Origin of the sequence: Shewanella insulae, from assembly GCF_009831655.1 — a bacterium.
In the GTDB taxonomy this organism is placed as follows: Bacteria; Pseudomonadota; Gammaproteobacteria; order Enterobacterales; family Shewanellaceae; genus Shewanella; species Shewanella insulae.
The window spans coordinates 315617-334210 of the sequence record NZ_WRPA01000001.1 but is presented as its reverse complement, the minus strand read 5'-3'; the positions used below and the strand labels follow the sequence as shown (position 1 = coordinate 334210).

Below are 18594 nucleotides of genomic sequence, written 5' to 3'. Positions count from 1 at the left end.
AAGATGGTTTGTCCGTGAACCACTAATAACTATAAAGAAACTCTATGATCAGCTGGCGCCTTAAGTATCGCTTTCAGCACACTCTTACCCCTTCTCAAAGTAAGCCGTTATTAAAATCTCTGACGGGAGTGGCGTTTACGCTATGCTTGCCTGCCGTATCACAAGCACAAGATACGCTACTACTTGCCAAGGGATACGTGGATGTTGCTAAGGGTAAAACCATTGAAGATGCCGCCATAGTGGTACGGGACAATAAGATAGTCTCTGTCGGCAACCGGGGCGAGATTGATGATCAAACGGCTTATAGGCTAGTTAACCTCGAAGATAAATACCTGCTACCCGGGGTCATGGATATGCATGTTCACCTCTCTGGTGATGCCGAAGACAATTTTCTCGAGTCGATGAACTACTCTATCCCAAGACAGACAGTGAAGGCGGTTAAAAATGCACGTAGTACCCTGATGGCAGGGTTTACCACGGTTCGAGATCTCGGCGCCTCGGGGTACTCAGTCATAGCCACCCGCGATGCCATAGATGCCGGAGAGATCCCTGGGCCGAGGATCTGGGCGGTAGGTCATGCACTGAGTATCACAGGCGGACATTGTGACGATAACTTCGCCCCACCCGAGAGGCATAGCGTTGCCGGTGGTGTCGCCGACGGTCCTTGGGCCGTGAGACAAAAGGTGCGTGAGAACATCAAATATGGCGCCAATGCGATCAAGGTTTGCGCTACCGGCGGCGTGTTTTCCAAGGGGACTAAGGTCGGCGTACAACAATATAGCGAAGAGGAGTTGGGCGCGGCCGCCGAGGAAGCCCATAGACGCGGCCTGGTGATCGCCGCTCATGCCCACGGTACCGATGGCATCAAGGCCGCCATTCGCGCAGGGATAGATAGCATAGAGCATTGCAGCTTCATGGACAAAGAGGCGATTAAGATGGCGGTCAAGGCCGGCACCTATCTCTCCTGTGATATCTACAATACCGAATACACGCTGGCCTATGGCGAAGCTAACGGAGTGCCACAGGCAAACATAGAGAAAGAGAAGCAGGTTTCTAAGGCTCAGCGCGACAGCTTCAGACGCGCGACCTTGGCCGGAGCCCGAATGGTATTTGGCTCTGATGCCGCCATCTATCCCCACGGAGACAACGGTAAACAGTTCGCCCGCATGGTGACTTTTGGCATGACACCCACCCAGGCGCTACAAGCAGCCACCATTAACAGTGCCGCCCTGCTTAAACAAGATAGCCTGGGCCAGCTTAAGCCGGGCTTCTATGCCGATATCATAGCGGTAGACGACGACCCGTTAGCGGATATCTCTGTGATGGAACGAGTGAGATTTGTGATGAAGGATGGCGTTATCTATAAGCGTTAATGACAAGGCCTAGACTGCCTGTAGACAGTCTGGGCCAATCAGGCGAGGCGTGTTACGCTCAGCTCACCCCAACTTTGGCAGAAGGCCCAGCGATTTTGCTTACAAAAATAGATGGCCTGGTACCTGTTATAACTTAGCGATTTATAACTTAGCGGCGCTGCGGCGACATAGTCGCTAGAGCTATCGAGCGTGGTGCTTGGTGAAAAGCTGGCGAGTAACAGTAAAAGGCCGCCAAATGTAATACTACGCAACATGATACGTAACATAGCCACTCCTTAATCTGTCAGATACTTGCGCTATTTTTGGGGCCATAGCATACGGCCCCTATCTTCACTATAAGTAAATAATGCCCAAGGCGCAAAACACCATGCTTATTCCCCACCCAATGTATCTAGAAACTCGGCTTTAAGATTGTCCAGCGGCGCAAGATCCTTAGGGCTCTTTCGGCTACGGCTATAGAGGGATGATTCGATAAAAAGCGAAAACCAGGCAGAAAGGCTGGTCGCATTTTGTGCTTCACCCGCCGCACTAAGCACCAGGCTCGCCACCTCTGCCGTTCCGAGCTGAAAGTCACGACTCCCCTTCCGCAGACCATATCGAGCGGCGGCGTCTGGTGCAAACGAGAGCATAGGTAGCTGCTGTAGATAACCACTCTTATTAAACATCTTTATCGCCTCACGCCAGCTACCGTCGAGTAGCACAAACAGCGGCCGCTTGGTATCTGTGGCTAATCGTGTTTTCAGCGCTACATCGGGCACCACGGCCTGCGATGGCGTGGCATATTCGCTGGGGAAAACCAGATAAGGCTGATATTCGCTTGAATCGAGTAGCCCTAAGAGCTTGCGATTAGTCCTTGTGCGATCCCAGATATAAGCATGGGTATCTGGGATCAGATCGGCAATCAGGCGCCCCGAGTTGCTTGGCTTTAACACTTCGTCGTCATACATGACCAACAGAAAGCTCACCTGGGATTGCAGCAATCGACGGGTATCACAGGTGCAATAGCGCTGCGCCAACAGACAGGCTTCGCAGCGCTCGATATTCTTCCCTCGCGCGTTATAGGGCCGGGTAGAGATCGCCTTGCGATACTGATAACGCTGGTGAACCGCATGGGGTGGAAGTGTCATTGGAAAACCTATTAAAAATTAGCCCTACTCATCGCCTGACTACACTGATAAGTTTAGCGCTGAGAATCGAGCCGATGGTATACAAATTAAAAAGACGAGCCATGAGGCTCGCCTTTAACCTTACCTTCTCACATCATAAGATGCGGCGTAGTAGGAAGTCTGCCCTCAGTCGCCGGATCCGATTCATGATCTTTCGCACCGCCTTAGGATAGTTGTTCAGTGTCTCTATCTGGCTATAGTGGTAGAGACGTTCGGTATGTTCGAGAATGTGCTCCTGTTCCTGCTTGAACTGCTCGGTCCAGGCTTGGGTGTCATCCTGCAGTAGCAAACCATTTTCAAGATCTAACGCCCAGGCCCTTGGGTTAAGGTTAGAGCCGGTAATGAGATGTTGGCGATCGTCGGCGCTAATCCCTTTAAGATGATAGCTATTGCGATCATGCTTCCACAGATGGATGTTTAACAGACCGGCATCGATGGCCCACTGCTGACGCTTGGCAAACTTACGCAGCGACTGCTCATACATGTATGGCAAGGCCCCAATGGTCGAAAAAGTCTCTTCAGGTGGAATATAGAAGTCATTTGCCGTCTTATCACCGACCACTATGTCAATACGCTTACCCTTACGAAGGTGCTTAGCCAGGGCTCTGGATAGAATATAAGGCGGATTAAAATAAGGCGTACAGATAAATAGCTTCTGTTGTGATTGGGCCACCAGGTCGATCACCAACTTGTTCAGCTTGTTCTTCTTGCGACCTAGCCCAACCACTGGCGTGACGCGATTCCCCGTCTTGGTCGCCGAGAAACGATACTTGGCCTTGGCAAGCCGCTGTTTCAGGCTGCGAACGTCATTCTTCTCGGGTAACAGCTCTGTGCGCTTATCTTGAGTGAGCGAGGTCACGGCTCTATCACTGACGATAAACTCCATGATCATCTGACGCATCGATTCGGCGAGCGGCGCAGATTCGATCACGTGATAACGATCGAAACGATACTTCTCGCCTTGATGCAGATAGATGTTATTCAGGCTTGCACCACTGAAGATGACAGTGTCGTCGAAAATGAAGCCTTTTAGGTGAAGCACCCCCATAAACTCGCGAGACTTTACCGGCACACCGAGAATATTGATTGGGTGCTCTGCCGAATTAACCACCTTCTGGTACATGAGGTAATTACCACCGTCACCCTTATGGCCGATAAGCCCGCGTCGAGCACGATGAAAATCCACCAAGACGGTGATATCTAGTTCAGGTCGGGCTGCCTTGGCCGCCATCAGCGCTGCCAATATCTCCCTGCCCGCCTCATCATCTTCGAGATAGAGTGCGGCCAGGGTTATCGCCCGTTTTGCGTTAGCGATCTGTTTGAGTAGTTCGGCCTTAAGCGCCGCAGGCGTTAGTAACCAACGTATGGCGTCGGTCGGTAACGCAATTCCACCTAGCTTATCCAGCAAGGTATCCTCCTTTAAAAATGCTGCCCATCACGGTAGTAGCATTGTGGCGTGAGTGCCATAAACATGATTGAGATATGCTTTTCAGGCGAGTAAGCCGTTAATACAGCCTGACGAATGATCTGCTCTACTGCGTGACGAATTTCGGGGTCTTTAGGAAACCAAAGCACTTCGACTTGCACGAAGGTCTTATCGACCTTACCGGCTCGATAACTGACGCTTGGCACCCAGTCTAGGGTAAAGCCGTCGGCCTTTATCTGGCACTGACTTGCTAACTCATCGAGTAATGTCTCACTGATACTAGCTACCGCCTCTTGCGGTAAACCGCGCATACGAATGTGTGGCATACTGGTTCCTTCCCAAATCTCAAGGGGTAGAAATTACCCATTTACCGGGTTTGGGGCAAGGGTTTTCTGTTGTTGTCAGTCGCTCATGGGATAAACCGAGCTAAAATTAAGCAGAATCAGCGGTTAAAGCACAAACTTTTGCATCCTTGATCTTAATTCTTGTTTAACTCACCGACATTAGGCGTAAAACACCTTACAATAAGCTTATCTGTCATTCATTCTTTCATTGGTTAGCTTTCAGCATGAATAAAACCATCCTTCTCACTCTGGGATTAACCCTACTCATGGCCTGGGGCATCTTTCATTTTAAAACCCAGTTGGGCATTCTGGTGCTGCCACTTTTTATTGTCTTAGTGCTATTCGTCACCCTGCGTTTATACCGCTTGATGGAAAAAGATGATCCTAAGGCAGACGATTAGCCAAGTGTACCGCAGACAAGGATGTAATTAACCGCTTATGTATACTAGATTGATCCGAGGGCTTACTCCTCTTCCCCGATATATGACTAAGAGGCTAGCCTATGTGCTAGCCACTTTGTTGGTCTCCCCCTTAGCAGCAACTGCCGCTAACATTGAAGTGACAGCCAGCCAGGACTATTACGACAATCTCTTGGCAGTAATAGCGCCGCCCCACTCCCAGTTAGCGGTTTATGCACAGGATCTAACCACCAAAGAGGTACTCTATCAGCACAATGCCGACACCCTCTTATTGCCTGCCAGTACCCAGAAGCTATTAACCGCTGTGGCTGCGCAGCGGGTGCTAGGCGATGAGTTTCACTTTATCAGCCAATTCTCGACTAAGGCAGTGCACACTAGTGGCAGACTGAATGGCGATCTCTATCTGAGCTTTAGCGGCGATCCTACGTTAACCACAGATGATCTAAGGGCGATGATAAAGGCCTTAAAAGACTCAGGCATTCATACGATTAGGGGAAATCTCTTACTCGTTGGCCAAGACCGGGAGCAGACCCGTGCTCCGGGTTGGGTCTGGGACGATCTCGGCATCTGCTACGCCGCGCCAGTCTCACGTTTTATCGTCAATCAAAATTGCGTTAAGGGTCAGCTAAAGCCGAAACTGGCGAGTAATGCCAGCCGTTTGAGTTTTCCTCGCTACCTGCCCATCAAGGTATCAACCACAGCGGTGTTTGATAAGACGCAGAAGAAGCCTTTCTGCGAGCTGAATTTAGCCAGACTTCCAGACAATCATTATCATATCAGTGGCTGTTATCCGGGAGACAAGCCACTTAACCTTGCCATTGCGGTGGATGACCCAGAGCTCTACGCCAAGCAGATGCTCGCGCGAATGTTTAAGAGTGCAAACATCCAAATCAAAGGCGATGTGGCCATCGCTCATCAGCCCCCTTATGGATTACGCCCCCTAGTCACACATAGATCAGCCGCGCTTAGCGAACTGCTTAGCACCATGCTGCTCGATTCCGACAACCTGATCGCCGACAGTTTGTTTAAGACGGTAGGAGCCCACTACTACAAGGTGCCAGAGAGCTTTAATGCCGGCGCCAAGGCAGTTAAAGAAATACTCACGGCTGAAGGGATAGATCTGACTCATTCACAGATCATCGACGGCTCAGGCCTTTCCCGCTACAACCTGATTTCGGCTAAGCAGCTGGCACAGACGTTGAGCTTGATAGCTAAAGACGACAATTTAAATAGCCTTAAGGAATTACTCCCCATTGCAGGCATCAGTGGCACCCTAACCTATAAGCGGGGATTTCGACGACCACCACTGATGCAAAAGGTGGCTGCCAAGACGGGGTCTATGCAAGGAGTAGACAACTTAGCCGGATTCCTGACACTTGAGGACACACATCAAATACTCTTCGTGGTGATGGAAAATGGCCAGAGCCATAAAAGTAAAAAGCAGAGTCTAGCCCCTTTCAGTGCCCTCTTCTTGCAGAGCATGCTCGACAAACCTAAACAAAGCACTGCAGGGACAATTACCGATCAAGGTGAAACAACAAAGCAAGTAACCGCCAAGTAAAAACGCCTAGGTCTATGACCTAGGCGTTTCCATATATCATCAGAGCAATATTTCTGTTAACGACTAAAATAACTCGTCTGCCATCGCCATGATGCTTGCATCACCGGCATTAACCTGCGCCAGGTGATAGTCCACCTTAGGCAGCAGCTTGGCAAGATAGAAATCTGCTAGCTGTTGTTTTGCTTTGCTAAAGCTAGCGTCTTGGTGATCGGCGGCCTTATCGGCCATCAATAGCCAGAAATAGCCATAAATCAAGTGACCAAAGGCATCGAGGAAATCGACGGCGCAGGCGTTGATCAAGGCGGGTTGACTAAGCTTGTTAGCGTTAATAGTATCAGCCGTCGCCAGTAAGGCATCGAAACGCGTTTCGATGAGCGCTTTTTGCTCGTCGCTGACATTCGTCATTGCCTCAAGCTGACTTTGACATTCGGCAACAAACTCAGTCAATGCGCGCAGATCGTCTCCCGTGGTCTTACGGCCCAGAAAATCGATGGCTTGAATGCCGTTTGTGCCTTCATAGATCTGGGCGATGCGGGTATCGCGTACCAGCTGCTCGATACCTGTCTCGCGAATATAGCCATGACCACCAAACACCTGCTGCGCCATCACGGCAGCATCCAGGCCACGGTCACTCAAGAAAGCCTTAGCGACAGGCGTAAGCAGGCCAACATAACGCGCCGCCTTCTGCTGCTTTTCTCCCTCGGCATGCTTGGCCAGATCCAGTTGTTGACCTGTATACACTGACAGCGCACGTCCCGCTTCTGTGTAACAGCGTATGGTCATCAGCATACGGCGCACGTCGCCATGTACCAGAATAGGATCGCTGGCGTTGTCGCTACCGCCCGCGGCCTGGCCCTGAAGACGCTCCTTGGCGTAGTCGCTGGCCATCTGATAAGCCGCCTGAGAGGTACCTAGTCCCTGAATACCGATTGCCAGGCGCTCATAGTTCATCATGGTAAACATGCAAACTAAACCGCGGTTAGCCTTGCCGATCAGATACCCCTGGGCATCATCGAAGTTCATCACACAGGTTGCCGAACCCTTGAGTCCCATCTTGTGTTCGATTGAGCCTACAGTGACGCCGTTTGCTTCGCCAAGCTCGCCGTTATCATCCACTTTGATCTTAGGCACCAGGAAGAGTGAGATGCCGTTAGAATCCGGCAGCTTGGCCAGTACAAGATGAATGACATTTTCGGTGAGGTCATGATCGCCGCCAGTGATAAAAATCTTACTGCCTGAGATCAGATAGCTACCATCCTCCTGGGGCACAGCCTTGGTACGTATGCCTCGCAGATCTGAACCGGCCTGAGGCTCTGTCATATCCATGGCGCCGGCCCATTGGCCAGAATAAAGGTTAGGCAGATATTTTTCTTTTAGCGCTTCACTGCCATGGGCATTGATACAGAGCGCCGCACCTGCCGTAAGGGAGCCATACAAGGTAAAGGCGTTACAGGCGCTGTAGGCCATCTCGTCAACTAAGACGCCTAGCATCTTGGGCATCCCCATGCCACCAAACTCAGGATCGCCGCACAAGCCTATCCAACCGCCTTCGGCATATTGGTCATACACCTCGCGATAGCCATCGGGTGTGATCACCTTGGCATCTTCAAAGCTAACGCCTTGCTCATCACCGGGGCGATTAATAGGATGGATGAGATCCCGAGAGATCTTGTCTGCCTCATCGAGGATCGCCGCCGCCGTGTCCATATAGACGGTCTCGGCCAAGGGAGCGAGCGCTTCCCAAGTTTGTGGCGCATCAAATACACGCTCCAGCAGAAATTTCATGTCGGCCAAAGGCGCCTGGTATGGGTTCATCTTGTCTCTCTCAAACGTTAGATTAAAACGGTTGTTTTAATCTATCTTAGTTGAACTCGAGAATAAAGCCCTTTAGCCAAAAATTGTCCGGTTGCGCAAATAAAAAAGCCCCGCGTTAAGGGCGAGGCTTTTCATGATGTGATCTCTTACCACATTAGGTCGTCGGGGATCACATAATCGGCGTATGGGTCGTCTTCTTCCACGACTTGACTGGCGTCTTCTGCTTGCCATAGGTATCCACACCAGTCGGGCACCAGCAGGTTAACCCGTTCGGCTAGCTTGTGGGGCACCAGGTAACTCACCTCTTCGTGACGAACGATACCGAGTTGGCCGTTAAGCAGCTGACTCTGGAGTTTTTCGGTCACATACACGCTAAAGATCTTAGTGCCTAAGGTGTAGTTAAACTTAAGTTCGGCATCTTTTGGCACGGCGATAGCGCAGCGCTTAAACTCGGTGATCAGGCCACGTACCTGGCCCTTCTCCATCGCCTCGGCGAAGCGCTGTTCATTGAGCGCCTTATCCTTCTCGATCTGCGCCTGCTTCTTCGCTGCGATTTCTTGTTTCAAGGCCTCAGAACCATCATCGACCTTGGCTTTACGATCGCGACGCTTCTGGGTCTTGGCATCGCGAACCTTCTGTTTGCTGACCAGGCCAGCCTTGAGCAACTGCTCTTGAAATGGGTTTGCCATCTATCTTCTCACTCATTGGGTAACGCAATCCGCGCTACCTACTTCTCTTTATGTTGTTTGGCTAACTTGCCTAACTCATTCATGGCCATGCTGGCGCCGCCGAGGGACCAGCCGCCGTCTACCGGCAAAACGGTACCGGTAATGTAACTGGCCATAGGTGAGGCAATAAACATCGCAGCATTTGCGATATCCTCATTAACCCCGTTACGCCTAAGCGGCACGCTTTGCGCCACGGCCTGCTGTAACGCCTCACTGGGCGCTAAGCGGTTGAATCCTTCGGTGCCGCTGATGGGACCGGGCACGATAGAGTTTACCCTGATACCCTCTGCTCCCCACTCGAGTGCCAGACTCTTGGTCAACATGTCGACGCCAGCCTTGGCCGCGCTAACATGGGATTGCATAGGCATGGCGATGTAGGCCTGAGGCGCAGAGATCTGCACGATAGCGCCGCCGGGCCGACGCATCAAGGGATAAGCCTGTTTAAGCACCTGAAAACTGCCCAGCAGGTCGATATCCATGACCGACTTGAAACCGTTTTCAGATAGGTCTGCAGCCTTCGCCGGGAAGTTTCCGGCCGCGCCACTGACCAGCACATCCAGCTGACCATAGGCATCGGCTATCTGCTTGAAACCTGCTTTTAGCGCGTCGAGGTCTCGCACGTCGAAGGCGACGCCAAGCATCTTGCCTTTGTCATTGAGTGCTTGCAGTGCCTCTACCGCCGACTCGACTTTTTCCTGGCGACGACTTGCCACGGCAACGTTTGCTCCCGCCTGGGCAAAAGCTTTGGCGATACCTAGGTTAATGCCACTGGTACCGCCCACCACAAAGACGTTTTTCCCTTGATAATCGAACATCTTATTTCCCTGTCTAATAAAACCTTAAGGGTTAAATTAGGAGGCTCAGTGGATCAGGTCAAGCTATTTAAGCGATGCATGGATCTCGGTGAGCGCCGCCAACGGGTTAGCCGCCTTGGTAATTGGGCGACCAATTACCAGGTAATCGGATCCCGCTGCCAGTGCCTGAGTCGGCGTCATCACGCGGTGCTGGTCACCTTTATCGCTACCGGCTGGGCGGATACCCGGCGTGACCAGTTTAAAGTCGGCGCCAAACTCTGCCTTTAACATGCTGGCTTCCTGGGCCGAACAGACGATGCCATTCAGGCCTGCCTGTTTGGTGAGGCTTGCCAGACGCTTAACGTGTTCGGCCGCCGGCACATTGATGCCTAGCAGCGCCAGCTCTTCATCGCTCATGGAGGTCAGTACCGTCACGGCGATCAGCAGCGGCGCCTTGTCGCCGTAGGGAAGCAATGCTTCTCTGGCTGCCTGCATCATGGCAAGGCCACCACTGGCATGCACATTGGTCATCCACACCCCAAGCTCGGCCGCTGCGGCGACGGCCTTGGCGACGGTATTTGGAATGTCGTGGAATTTGAGGTCCAGGAAGAGGTCAAAGTCGCGACTGTGGATCTCTTTAACCAACTCAGGCCCAAAGAGAGTGAACATCTCTTTGCCTATCTTTAGCCGGCACATGTTGGGGTCTAGCTGATCGATGAGCTGCAAAGCTTCGGATTTATTATCGTAATCTAGCGCCACTATAATAGGTTTGTTGCTCATGCTGTTCTCCTGTTGCTTTGCATTTTATTGTCTAGTTACTCCCCGTCGAGTCCGCGGATCCGCTTGATGGTGCCCCAACTCTTACAGGAAGGGCAATGCCAGTAGAGGGTATGGGACGGGAAACCACACTCTAAACAGCGGTAACTGGGGCGGAATTTTATCTGTTGCTCAACCAGTTCGGCGAGCATATTCAAACTCTGTTTTGCCTGACCGTCCTCGGCATGTTGGATCTGCATCTTCATCAGATGCTGAAAACTCTTCATGGTCGGGTGGCGATAGAGGCCATCGAGGATCAACTTCTCGGCATCTTGGGTTTCCCCTTGGGCGATCATCTGCTGCGCCAGCGTGATGGCGACACTTGCGCCGGCGCCCTGCTCTAACGCCTCCCGTAGCAGTTCGCGATAGGCGCCGAGATCGTCGGTCGACTGGTAAACTTCTTTTGCAATGGCGAGCGCTTCGGGAAAAAGCTCAATATCGGCATCTTTCAAGCGGCAGAGCATCTCCTTGGCACGGACAAACTCCTGCTGAGCGAGAAACAGCTTGGCACTGGTTAACATGGCGCGGCCGCACTGGGCGTCCTGCTTGATCGCCTGTGCGAGATGCCTAAGCTTGAGCTCACTATCACCCGCCTCATCGGCAAGCTCACAATAGAGATGGGCCTGTAGATGTTTCAGCGATTGCTGACGCTTACGCTTAAGGCTCTTGATGATATCGATCGCCTTCTGCCAGTCTTTGGTCACTTGATAGATGGCGATAAGCTGATCTTCGGCCTCTTCACTGTGGTCCTCCTGGCGCACCAGGTTGAGGAAGATCTCCTCGGCCCTGTCATAAAAACCGGCGGCCAGGTAATCTTTGCCAAGTTCCATCATGGCAATATCTCGCTGCTCTGTGGTTAAGGTGGGACGAGCAATAAGATTTTGATGAATGCGGATTGAGCGGTCTACCTCACCTCGCTTACGAAACAATGAGCCGAGCGAGAGGTGGGTATCTATGGTGTCATCATCCACGTCCAGCATGGAGATAAAAAGATCGACGGCCTTGTCCGATTCGTTAGACAGAAGAAAATTAAGGCCGGTAAAGTAATCTCGGCTTAACTGCTTACGCTTGCTATTCTGCTTATGCCTTATACTACGGCGGCCCATATACCAGCCATAACCGGCGGCGATAGGCAACAACAGAAACAGAATCTCTAACATATTAAGCGTTTACTTCCTTCGCTTGATGTTCGATTTGAGTGGACTGGGATAAGATTTCAGCAGGTAACTTGGCCTCTAACTGCTCAATTTTCTTGTTAGCCTTACGCAGTTGCAGCCTCACCTTAGTGATGTGGTATATCGCAAATAACCAGCTCACCAGGAAGCCAGCCAGAAACACCGCGCCGAGTACGACGGGTAGACGATATTCACCCTGAGCGACAAAATAACTTATGGTCACCAGCTGTTCGTTGCGCGCACCAAACAATAAAGCCAAGACGAAAAACAGGGCGACAAGCACGGTCGCGATAAATGACTTCACGTTACTCTCCATAAACCCTTGGTGATGGGTTGATTATCCAAGAAATTTAACGAACTAGCTAGCCATACCTAGAATTTAGGCATAAAAAAACCTCCTTTCGGAGGCTTTTAAAACAATGTCATTTACGAGTTGATAGCATCAACGCGCTCACGCAGTTCTTTGCCAGGCTTAAAGTGCGGAACATATTTGCCTTCCAACTCAACTGAAGTACCAGTCTTAGGATTACGGCCCGTACGTGGTGCACGATAATGAAGGGAAAAACTACCAAAGCCACGGATCTCGATACGGTCACCGCCTTCCAATGTCGTTGCCATCTGCTCCAACATCTCTTTAATAGCGCTTTCTACTTCTTTTGCCGACAGCTGCGACTGCCTAGTGGCAAGTTTTTCGATCAGTTCGGATTTAGTCATCCTGTACCCTCTATAATCAAGCCAAACACAGTCACCTAGCGGGGATGTTGCCATCCCCGAACTTCAGGCGAATTATTTGCGAGCCGCTTTGAACGCTTCAGCCATGGCATTGCTCATAGCAACGTCATCTTGCTTGTTCAAGTTAGCCATCGCTTCCTTCTCATCAGCTTCGTCTTTCGCACGGATAGACAGGCTGATAGTACGGTTCTTGCGATCAACACCCATGAACTTAGATTCAACAGTGTCACCTACTGAGTATACAGTAGATGCATCTTCGATGCGCTCACGAGAGATGTCAGAAACACGTAGGTAACCTTCTACAGTTTCAGCTAACTCGATGGTAACGCCCTTCGCGTCTACTGCAGTAACAGTACCAGTTACGATAGCACCTTTCTTCTTATCTGCAAGGTATGCATTGAAAGGATCGTCTTCAGTCTGCTTAACGCCTAGGCTGATACGCTCACGCTCTGGGTCAACTGACAGTACAACTGCGCTGATTTCGTCGCCTTTCTTGTAGTCAGATACGGCTTCTTCGCCAGTACCGTTCCAAGAAATGTCAGACAGGTGAACCAGACCGTCGATGCCGCCGTCAAGACCGATGAAGATACCGAAGTCAGTGATAGACTTGATCTTACCAGTAACCTTGTCACCTTTCGCGTAACGCTCTGCGAAATCATCCCATGGGTTAGTCTTACATTGCTTCAGACCTAGAGAAATACGACGACGCTCTTCATCGATGTCTAGAACCAGAACTTCAACTTCGTCACCTAGGTTAACAACCTTAGATGGGTGGATGTTCTTGTTAGTCCAATCCATTTCAGAAACGTGTACCAGACCTTCAACGCCTTCTTCGATTTCAACGAAGCAGCCGTAGTCAGTTAGGTTAGTTACGCGACCAGTCAACTTAGTGTTTTCTGGGTAGCGCTTGCTGATTTCTAACCATGGGTCTTCGCCAAGTTGCTTAAGACCTAGTGAAACACGAGTGCGCTCACGATCGTACTTAAGTACTTTAACGTTGATTTCGTCGCCAACGTTTACGATTTCAGATGGGTGCTTAACGCGCTTCCAAGCCATATCTGTGATATGCAGAAGACCGTCAACGCCACCTAGGTCAACGAATGCACCGTAGTCAGTCAGGTTCTTAACGATACCCTTAACGGCTTGACCTTCTTGTAGGTTTTCAAGTAGCGCATCACGCTCTGCACTGCTTTCAGATTCGATAACAGCACGACGAGAAACAACAACGTTGTTACGCTTCTGGTCTAGCTTGATAACCTTGAATTCTAGTTCTTTGTTTTCTAGGTGAGCAGTGTCGCGAACTGGGCGAACGTCAACTAGAGAACCTGGTAGGAACGCACGGATACCGTTTAGTTCAACGGTGAAACCGCCTTTAACCTTACCATTGATGACACCGATTACAGTTTCAGCATCTTCGTAAGCTTTTTCTAGAACGATCCAAGCTTCGTGGCGCTTAGCTTTCTCACGAGAAAGTTGAGTCTCACCGAAACCATCTTCAACAGAGTCAAGGGCTACGTCAACTTCATCACCAACAGCGATTTCTAGAACGCCTTGAGCGTTTTTGAATTGGTCAGCTGGGATTGGGCTTTCAGACTTAAGGCCAGCGTCAACCAGTACCATACCGTTCTGGATTGATACTACAGTACCACGAACGATAGAACCTGGACGGAACTCAAGTTGTTGAAGGGATTGTTCAAATAGATCAGCAAAAGATTCAGTCATGTTAATTTACTTTAAGTAATAAACCACGGCCCATCCTAGACGTGGAGTCAGATTAATCATTTGTCGCATCCGTGTGACAAATCGTAAAGACCCTGTCCCCTAGAGGGCAAGGTCAGGTAATTTTGCCTTGATGTGAGAGAGCGCAAGCTCAACTACTTCATCAATGCCTATGCCAGTCGTATCGATCACCAGCGCATCCTCGGCAGGAACCAGAGGAGCTACCGGGCGATTCATATCACGCTCATCGCGTTCAACGACCTCGGCTAAAAGACGGTCGATATTAACATCGAAGCCCTTGTCCTGCAACTGATTATAGCGCCTTTGAGCCCTTTCCTCAGCCGAAGCGGTTAAATAAAGTTTAGCGGGTGAGGTGGGGAAAACGACTGTGCCCATATCGCGACCGTCGGCGATGAGACCTGGCGCCTCGGCAAAGGCTCTTTGACGGCGAAGTAGTGCTTCACGAACACGGGGGAAAGCCGCTACCTTAGAGGCTGCATTAGAACATTGCTGGCTACGAATGGCATGGGAAACATCTTCGCCTTCTAACACCACTTTAATGCCGTTACCGTTAGCCGAGATGAATTGCACGTCCAAGTGCGCCGCTAACAGAGCCAGCGAGGCTTCGTTGTCTAGCTCTACATTGTGGTGAATTGCCGCTAGGGCTAAGACACGATATATGGCACCGCTATCAAGCAGCTTCCATCCTAAACGCGAAGCAAGTAGTTGACTAATTGTGCCTTTACCTGCACCGCTTGGGCCGTCAATAGTGACGATAGGAGCCCGTTGTGACATATGATTCTCCAAATTAAATCTATCTTCCCTAAAGATCCTGAATGTCGTCCACGAAAAAACTGCGCGCGCATTATAAACTAAAAGCTTGCATAAAGCGGCAAAAAGTTACGAATTAACACAATTGGATCAATTAGGTTCGCGGATCAAAAATTTTGATCCGCGAGAAAGCACTTGGCTTATTGGGCGAGCGCCGCAAACTGGGCGAAATAATCCGGAAAGGTTTTGGAAGTACAATCGGGGTCGTTGATGGTAATGCCGCAGTCGGCAAATGCCATCAGAGAGAAACACATAGCCATACGATGATCGTTATAGGTATCGATAGCGGCCGTATTTAGCTGAGTTGGCGCAGTGACGCGAATATAGTCATGACCCTCTTCTACCTCGGCGCCCACTTTACGCAGCTCGGTGGCCATGGCGGCGAGACGGTCCGTCTCCTTAATTCGCCAGTTGTAGATATTGCGCAGGGTCGTGGTGCCTGTGGCAAACAGCGCCGTCGTGGCAATCGTCATGGCGGCATCTGGGATATGATTCATATCGAGATCTACCCCATGTAGCGGCGCGCTTCTGGCGATAATGAAATCATCGCCCCACTCTATCTCGGCGCCCATGGCCTCAAGCACGTCAGCAAACTTCACATCACCCTGGATGCTTTTCAGTCCAACACCGGTCACCTTTACCTCGCCACCCTGAATGGCGCCGGCGGCAAGGAAGTAAGAGGCCGATGAGGCATCCCCCTCGACCAGCACTGTGCCCGGCGAGACATACGTTTGACCCGCTGGAATTTCGAAACGCTGATAGTCGTGATTAATGACGGTCACGCCAAACTGCGCCATCAAGGCGATGGTAATATCGATATAAGGCTTGGAGACCAGCTCTCCCTTGATCTTGATATTCACCTGGGCCTTGGCAAGCGGCGTCACCATCAACAAGGCGGTTAAAAACTGGCTAGACAGATCCCCTGCTATCTCGACATCGCCACCATTGAGCCCTGTGGCATTGACGGTGAGTGGCGGAAAGCCAGGCTCCTTAACGTAGCGAATATCTGCGCCGAGGGCACCAAGTGCGTCGACCAGATCGCCGATGGGACGCTCCTCCATGCGAGGCTCACCGGTTAGGGTAAATTCACCCCGTCCAAGTGTGAGCGCAGCACATAAGGGACGCATCGCCGTACCGGCGTTACCGAGGAACAGCGTCTGAGCCGTGTCACTATTAATGGCGCCGCCCAGGCCTTCGAGTTCGCAAACCCGGTTATTGTCTGACAGCTGATAATTAACGCCGAGCTGTTTCAGGGCGGTAAGCATGTGCCGAATGTCATCGGAATCGAGCAGATTGGTGAGCCGGGTTCTCCCTTCAGCTAAGGTCGCCAACAACAGGGCGCGATTAGAAATACTCTTGGAACCGGGAATATTTACGGTGCCATTAACCTTAGATATGGGATCGAGTCGTAGTTGTTTCATTAATCACTTCTTAATTGGTTGCAGCCAGAGTCGACCGCGGATTATTGATACTGTTAGATACTAAAAACTTGCCATCACGACAAAATGGCCATCTGCTCAATTAACCTGAGCCTCGTGGTTATAAAATTACTGATTGAGCCGGACTATTCAACCCTTTTTTACAATTTATGGTCCTTAATGAGTAATTTTCTTTCTTAACATTGTATGGCTCCAAGCTAAAACACCAAAAGCTAACCCCACTTACACCACTGGCATGAAAATTTGCCAAGTTGAATGTTCGATAAAATCGGGTCTTGCGCTGTAATTTCAGTACAAAATTAGTTTATCCTAAGGCTACGCACAGCGAAGGCCATTAAGGGCCTATAACAAGACAAAAGGTAGTTGGAGCCATGTTCGAGAATCTTTCCCCTATGCCCGCCGATCCTATCCTAGGGCTAATGACAAAATTCCGTGAAGATCCCCACGCAAACAAGGTGGATCTGGGCGTTGGTGTATACAAGGATGAGGCGGGAAACACCCCGATCTTAGCCTGCGTCAAACGCGCCGAGCAGCACCGCATCGATACCGAGGCAACCAAAGTTTACATAGGCCCAACAGGTTCTCCCGCCTTCAATCAGCTAATGGGGGAACTGGCATTCGGTCAAGACAACCCTGCGCTGCTGGCCAACCGCATTCGCACCGTATCCACCCCCGGCGGCACGGGAGCGCTGCGCGTCGCGGCTGATTTCATCAAACGTGTCAATCCAAACAGCGTGATCTGGGTAAGCGATCCTACCTGGGCCAACCACACAGGTCTGTTTGAGGCGGCCGGTATTAAGGTTAAGACCTACCCTTACTATGACTACCAAAACAAGACGCTTAAATTTGACGAAATGCTGGCGACACTCGCTCAGGTTGGCGCCGATGATGTGGTCTTGTTCCATGCCTGTTGTCATAACCCTAGCGGCATGGATTTGACCAATGAGCAGTGGGACCAAGTGATCGCACTGACCAAGCAGCAGGGCTTTACCCCGCTAATCGACATGGCTTATCAGGGATTTGGCGATGGTGTTGATGAAGATGCCTATGGCGTGCGTCAGATGGCGGCCAATGTAGAAGATATGCTCCTGTGCAGCTCTTGCTCGAAAAACTTCGGCCTCTATCGTGAGCGTATCGGCGCCTGCTCTATCGTCGGTAAAGACAGCCATGAGGCCGATGTGGCCTATTCGGTACTGCTCTATGTGGTACGCTGCATCTACTCTATGCCGCCCGCACATGGCGCGGCCATCGTCGAGACGATTTTGGGATCGAGCGAGCTTAAGCAACAATGGCTCGACGAGTTAAAGGTCATGCGAGACCGTATCAATGGTAACCGCGCCATGCTGGTCAATAAGCTAGCCGAAAAAGGCGTGACCCGTGACTTTAGCTTTATCGCCAAGCAGAAAGGCATGTTCTCCTTCCTCGGCATTACTCCTGAGCAAGTCGCGCAGCTCCAGGCCGATCACAGCATCTATATGGTCGATTCGAGCCGTATCAGCATCGCAGGTATTGGTACTGGCAACGTGGACTATCTCGCCGAGTCCATCGCCAAGGTGTTGTAATAGCGGCTTTAATAGCCGCAATTAGTCACAAAAAAGTCGCACTGCAAATTTTGCGTGCGACTTTTTTATGCTTAAAAAGATCGAAATATCAGCCAGGTAGTGAAAATCGTTATCTTCCTAGCAATTTAGACATCAAATTTTTCTATACCTAAGATGGCTAACCAAGCGTCTAAATCAAAACGGGTGTCATCTTCTTTGTGTATCCGGACCACATAGTAGATCAATCTATTGAGCAAGTGATCACGCTTTGCCTCGGCAACATCGGTTACCACTCCCGTTCCCCCCCAGCCAAGTTGATGCCCCTGAAGATAAGCATCGTGCGCAATGGCATCGCAGTCTCTCTCAACCTTACGTCGGGTGTCTGTCTTAGAATGCCCCTCAACATAGGACTCGATAGGAATTAAATACTCCATAATAAGTGCAGACTCTGCCGCTATCGCTTCGGCCATTTTAGCTGTTACACCAGTATCAAAGTCGGCGCTAGTGCGTGCAAGCACTGCCTTGTGTGCTTGATGAAAATCATTAATAAGAGAAATGGGGGCTTGAATCGAATCTGCTTCCTTGTTTTGGGTCGTGTCTGCACTATCAGCACTATAGGCAGACATACTCAATGGACACAACAAAGCTAGAATCAACAACACCTTTTGCATATACCTTTCCTTACTCTTACCGGTCTTCATTTAATCTGGTGGGT

General features: G+C 50.6%; 18 protein-coding genes. 4 read left to right on the top strand and 14 right to left on the bottom strand.

The annotated features are described in order from the left end of the window. The first annotated feature begins 44 nt into the window (after positions 1-44). Positions 45-1373: a Xaa-Pro dipeptidase gene (locus tag GNT65_RS01450; protein WP_160793351.1), complete on the top strand. Its 1329-nt coding sequence runs from the start codon at positions 45-47 to the stop codon at positions 1371-1373. Between the two features lie 371 nt (positions 1374-1744). On the opposite strand, the gene GNT65_RS01445 is transcribed toward GNT65_RS01450, so the two are convergent. From GNT65_RS01445 to GNT65_RS01435, 3 genes are all read right to left on the bottom strand, one after another. Continuing rightward, the gene (locus GNT65_RS01445) at positions 1745-2500 is read right to left on the bottom strand and encodes a tRNA-uridine aminocarboxypropyltransferase (protein ID WP_160793350.1); all 756 of its coding nucleotides are present in this window, start codon (positions 2498-2500) and stop codon (positions 1745-1747) included. 133 nt (positions 2501-2633) lie between these two features. Beyond that, on the bottom strand, positions 2634-3947 hold the full coding sequence (gene pssA, locus GNT65_RS01440; protein ID WP_160793349.1) for a CDP-diacylglycerol--serine O-phosphatidyltransferase: 1314 nt from the start codon (positions 3945-3947) through the stop codon (positions 2634-2636). 11 nt (positions 3948-3958) lie between these two features. Continuing rightward, positions 3959-4291: a DUF1904 domain-containing protein gene (locus tag GNT65_RS01435; protein WP_160793348.1), complete on the bottom strand. Its 333-nt coding sequence runs from the start codon at positions 4289-4291 to the stop codon at positions 3959-3961. A gap of 242 nt (positions 4292-4533) precedes the next feature. Between GNT65_RS01435 and GNT65_RS20490 the strand changes: the two genes are divergently transcribed. Further along, positions 4534-4710: a hypothetical protein gene (locus GNT65_RS20490; protein WP_181006106.1), complete on the top strand. Its 177-nt coding sequence runs from the start codon at positions 4534-4536 to the stop codon at positions 4708-4710. 103 nt (positions 4711-4813) lie between these two features. Continuing rightward, entirely contained in the window at positions 4814-6289 is a 1476-nt protein-coding gene (gene dacB / locus GNT65_RS01430; protein WP_338091750.1) for a D-alanyl-D-alanine carboxypeptidase/D-alanyl-D-alanine endopeptidase, read from the top strand. Positions 6290-6352: 63 nt separating this feature from the next. On the opposite strand, the gene GNT65_RS01425 is transcribed toward dacB, so the two are convergent. The 10 genes from GNT65_RS01425 to aroA form a co-directional block, all read right to left on the bottom strand. Beyond that, a complete protein-coding gene (locus GNT65_RS01425) occupies positions 6353-8104 on the bottom strand; it encodes an acyl-CoA dehydrogenase family protein (protein ID WP_160793346.1) in 1752 nt (583 codons plus the stop codon). Between the two features lie 146 nt (positions 8105-8250). Beyond that, complete coding sequence (locus GNT65_RS01420; protein WP_160793345.1) at positions 8251-8793, bottom strand: DUF2058 domain-containing protein; 543 nt, start codon at positions 8791-8793, stop codon at positions 8251-8253. A gap of 38 nt (positions 8794-8831) precedes the next feature. Further along, positions 8832-9647: an SDR family oxidoreductase gene (locus GNT65_RS01415; RefSeq protein ID WP_160793344.1), complete on the bottom strand. Its 816-nt coding sequence runs from the start codon at positions 9645-9647 to the stop codon at positions 8832-8834. A gap of 63 nt (positions 9648-9710) precedes the next feature. Next, complete coding sequence (gene pyrF / locus GNT65_RS01410; protein ID WP_160793343.1) at positions 9711-10406, bottom strand: orotidine-5'-phosphate decarboxylase; 696 nt, start codon at positions 10404-10406, stop codon at positions 9711-9713. A gap of 35 nt (positions 10407-10441) precedes the next feature. Beyond that, positions 10442-11602, bottom strand: coding sequence for a lipopolysaccharide assembly protein LapB (lapB, locus tag GNT65_RS01405; RefSeq protein WP_160793342.1), 1161 nt, complete (start codon positions 11600-11602; stop codon positions 10442-10444). Position 11603: 1 nt separating this feature from the next. Further along, positions 11604-11921, bottom strand: a complete 318-nt coding sequence (locus GNT65_RS01400) for a LapA family protein (protein ID WP_160793341.1) — start codon at positions 11919-11921, stop codon at positions 11604-11606. Positions 11922-12043: 122 nt separating this feature from the next. After that, positions 12044-12331, bottom strand: coding sequence for an integration host factor subunit beta (ihfB, locus tag GNT65_RS01395; protein WP_011865753.1), 288 nt, complete (start codon positions 12329-12331; stop codon positions 12044-12046). A gap of 72 nt (positions 12332-12403) precedes the next feature. Continuing rightward, positions 12404-14071: a 30S ribosomal protein S1 gene (rpsA, locus tag GNT65_RS01390; RefSeq protein WP_041511275.1), complete on the bottom strand. Its 1668-nt coding sequence runs from the start codon at positions 14069-14071 to the stop codon at positions 12404-12406. A gap of 99 nt (positions 14072-14170) precedes the next feature. Further along, the gene (cmk, locus tag GNT65_RS01385) at positions 14171-14863 is read right to left on the bottom strand and encodes a (d)CMP kinase (RefSeq protein ID WP_160793340.1); all 693 of its coding nucleotides are present in this window, start codon (positions 14861-14863) and stop codon (positions 14171-14173) included. 176 nt (positions 14864-15039) lie between these two features. Then, positions 15040-16320: a 3-phosphoshikimate 1-carboxyvinyltransferase gene (aroA, locus tag GNT65_RS01380; protein ID WP_160793339.1), complete on the bottom strand. Its 1281-nt coding sequence runs from the start codon at positions 16318-16320 to the stop codon at positions 15040-15042. A gap of 389 nt (positions 16321-16709) precedes the next feature. Between aroA and GNT65_RS01375 the strand changes: the two genes are divergently transcribed. Further along, positions 16710-17900: an amino acid aminotransferase gene (locus GNT65_RS01375; RefSeq protein WP_160793338.1), complete on the top strand. Its 1191-nt coding sequence runs from the start codon at positions 16710-16712 to the stop codon at positions 17898-17900. A 125-nt stretch (positions 17901-18025) separates the two neighbouring features. Here GNT65_RS01375 and GNT65_RS01370 read toward each other — a convergent pair whose 3' ends face one another. Next, positions 18026-18550, bottom strand: a complete 525-nt coding sequence (locus GNT65_RS01370) for a hypothetical protein (protein WP_160793337.1) — start codon at positions 18548-18550, stop codon at positions 18026-18028. Positions 18551-18594: the final 44 nt, after the last annotated feature.

Excerpts from the sequence above, each read along its gene's own strand:
- aroA (WP_160793339.1), bottom strand. The coding sequence starts at position 16,320 with ATGAAACAACTACGACTCGATCCCATATCTAAGGTTAATGGCACCGTA.
- GNT65_RS01375 (WP_160793338.1), top strand. The coding sequence starts at position 16,710 with ATGTTCGAGAATCTTTCCCCTATGCCCGCCGATCCTATCCTAGGGCTA.
- GNT65_RS01415 (WP_160793344.1), bottom strand. The coding sequence starts at position 9,647 with ATGTTCGATTATCAAGGGAAAAACGTCTTTGTGGTGGGCGGTACCAGT.
- lapB (WP_160793342.1), bottom strand. The coding sequence starts at position 11,602 with ATGTTAGAGATTCTGTTTCTGTTGTTGCCTATCGCCGCCGGTTATGGC.
- GNT65_RS01445 (WP_160793350.1), bottom strand. The coding sequence starts at position 2,500 with ATGACACTTCCACCCCATGCGGTTCACCAGCGTTATCAGTATCGCAAG.
- cmk (WP_160793340.1), bottom strand. The coding sequence starts at position 14,863 with ATGTCACAACGGGCTCCTATCGTCACTATTGACGGCCCAAGCGGTGCA.
- GNT65_RS20490 (WP_181006106.1), top strand. The coding sequence starts at position 4,534 with ATGAATAAAACCATCCTTCTCACTCTGGGATTAACCCTACTCATGGCC.
- ihfB (WP_011865753.1), bottom strand. The coding sequence starts at position 12,331 with ATGACTAAATCCGAACTGATCGAAAAACTTGCCACTAGGCAGTCGCAG.
- GNT65_RS01420 (WP_160793345.1), bottom strand. The coding sequence starts at position 8,793 with ATGGCAAACCCATTTCAAGAGCAGTTGCTCAAGGCTGGCCTGGTCAGC.
- GNT65_RS01370 (WP_160793337.1), bottom strand. The coding sequence starts at position 18,550 with ATGCAAAAGGTGTTGTTGATTCTAGCTTTGTTGTGTCCATTGAGTATG.
- GNT65_RS01425 (WP_160793346.1), bottom strand. The coding sequence starts at position 8,104 with ATGAACCCATACCAGGCGCCTTTGGCCGACATGAAATTTCTGCTGGAG.
- GNT65_RS01435 (WP_160793348.1), bottom strand. The coding sequence starts at position 4,291 with ATGCCACACATTCGTATGCGCGGTTTACCGCAAGAGGCGGTAGCTAGT.
- rpsA (WP_041511275.1), bottom strand. The coding sequence starts at position 14,071 with ATGACTGAATCTTTTGCTGATCTATTTGAACAATCCCTTCAACAACTT.
- GNT65_RS01450 (WP_160793351.1), top strand. The coding sequence starts at position 45 with ATGATCAGCTGGCGCCTTAAGTATCGCTTTCAGCACACTCTTACCCCT.
- pyrF (WP_160793343.1), bottom strand. The coding sequence starts at position 10,406 with ATGAGCAACAAACCTATTATAGTGGCGCTAGATTACGATAATAAATCC.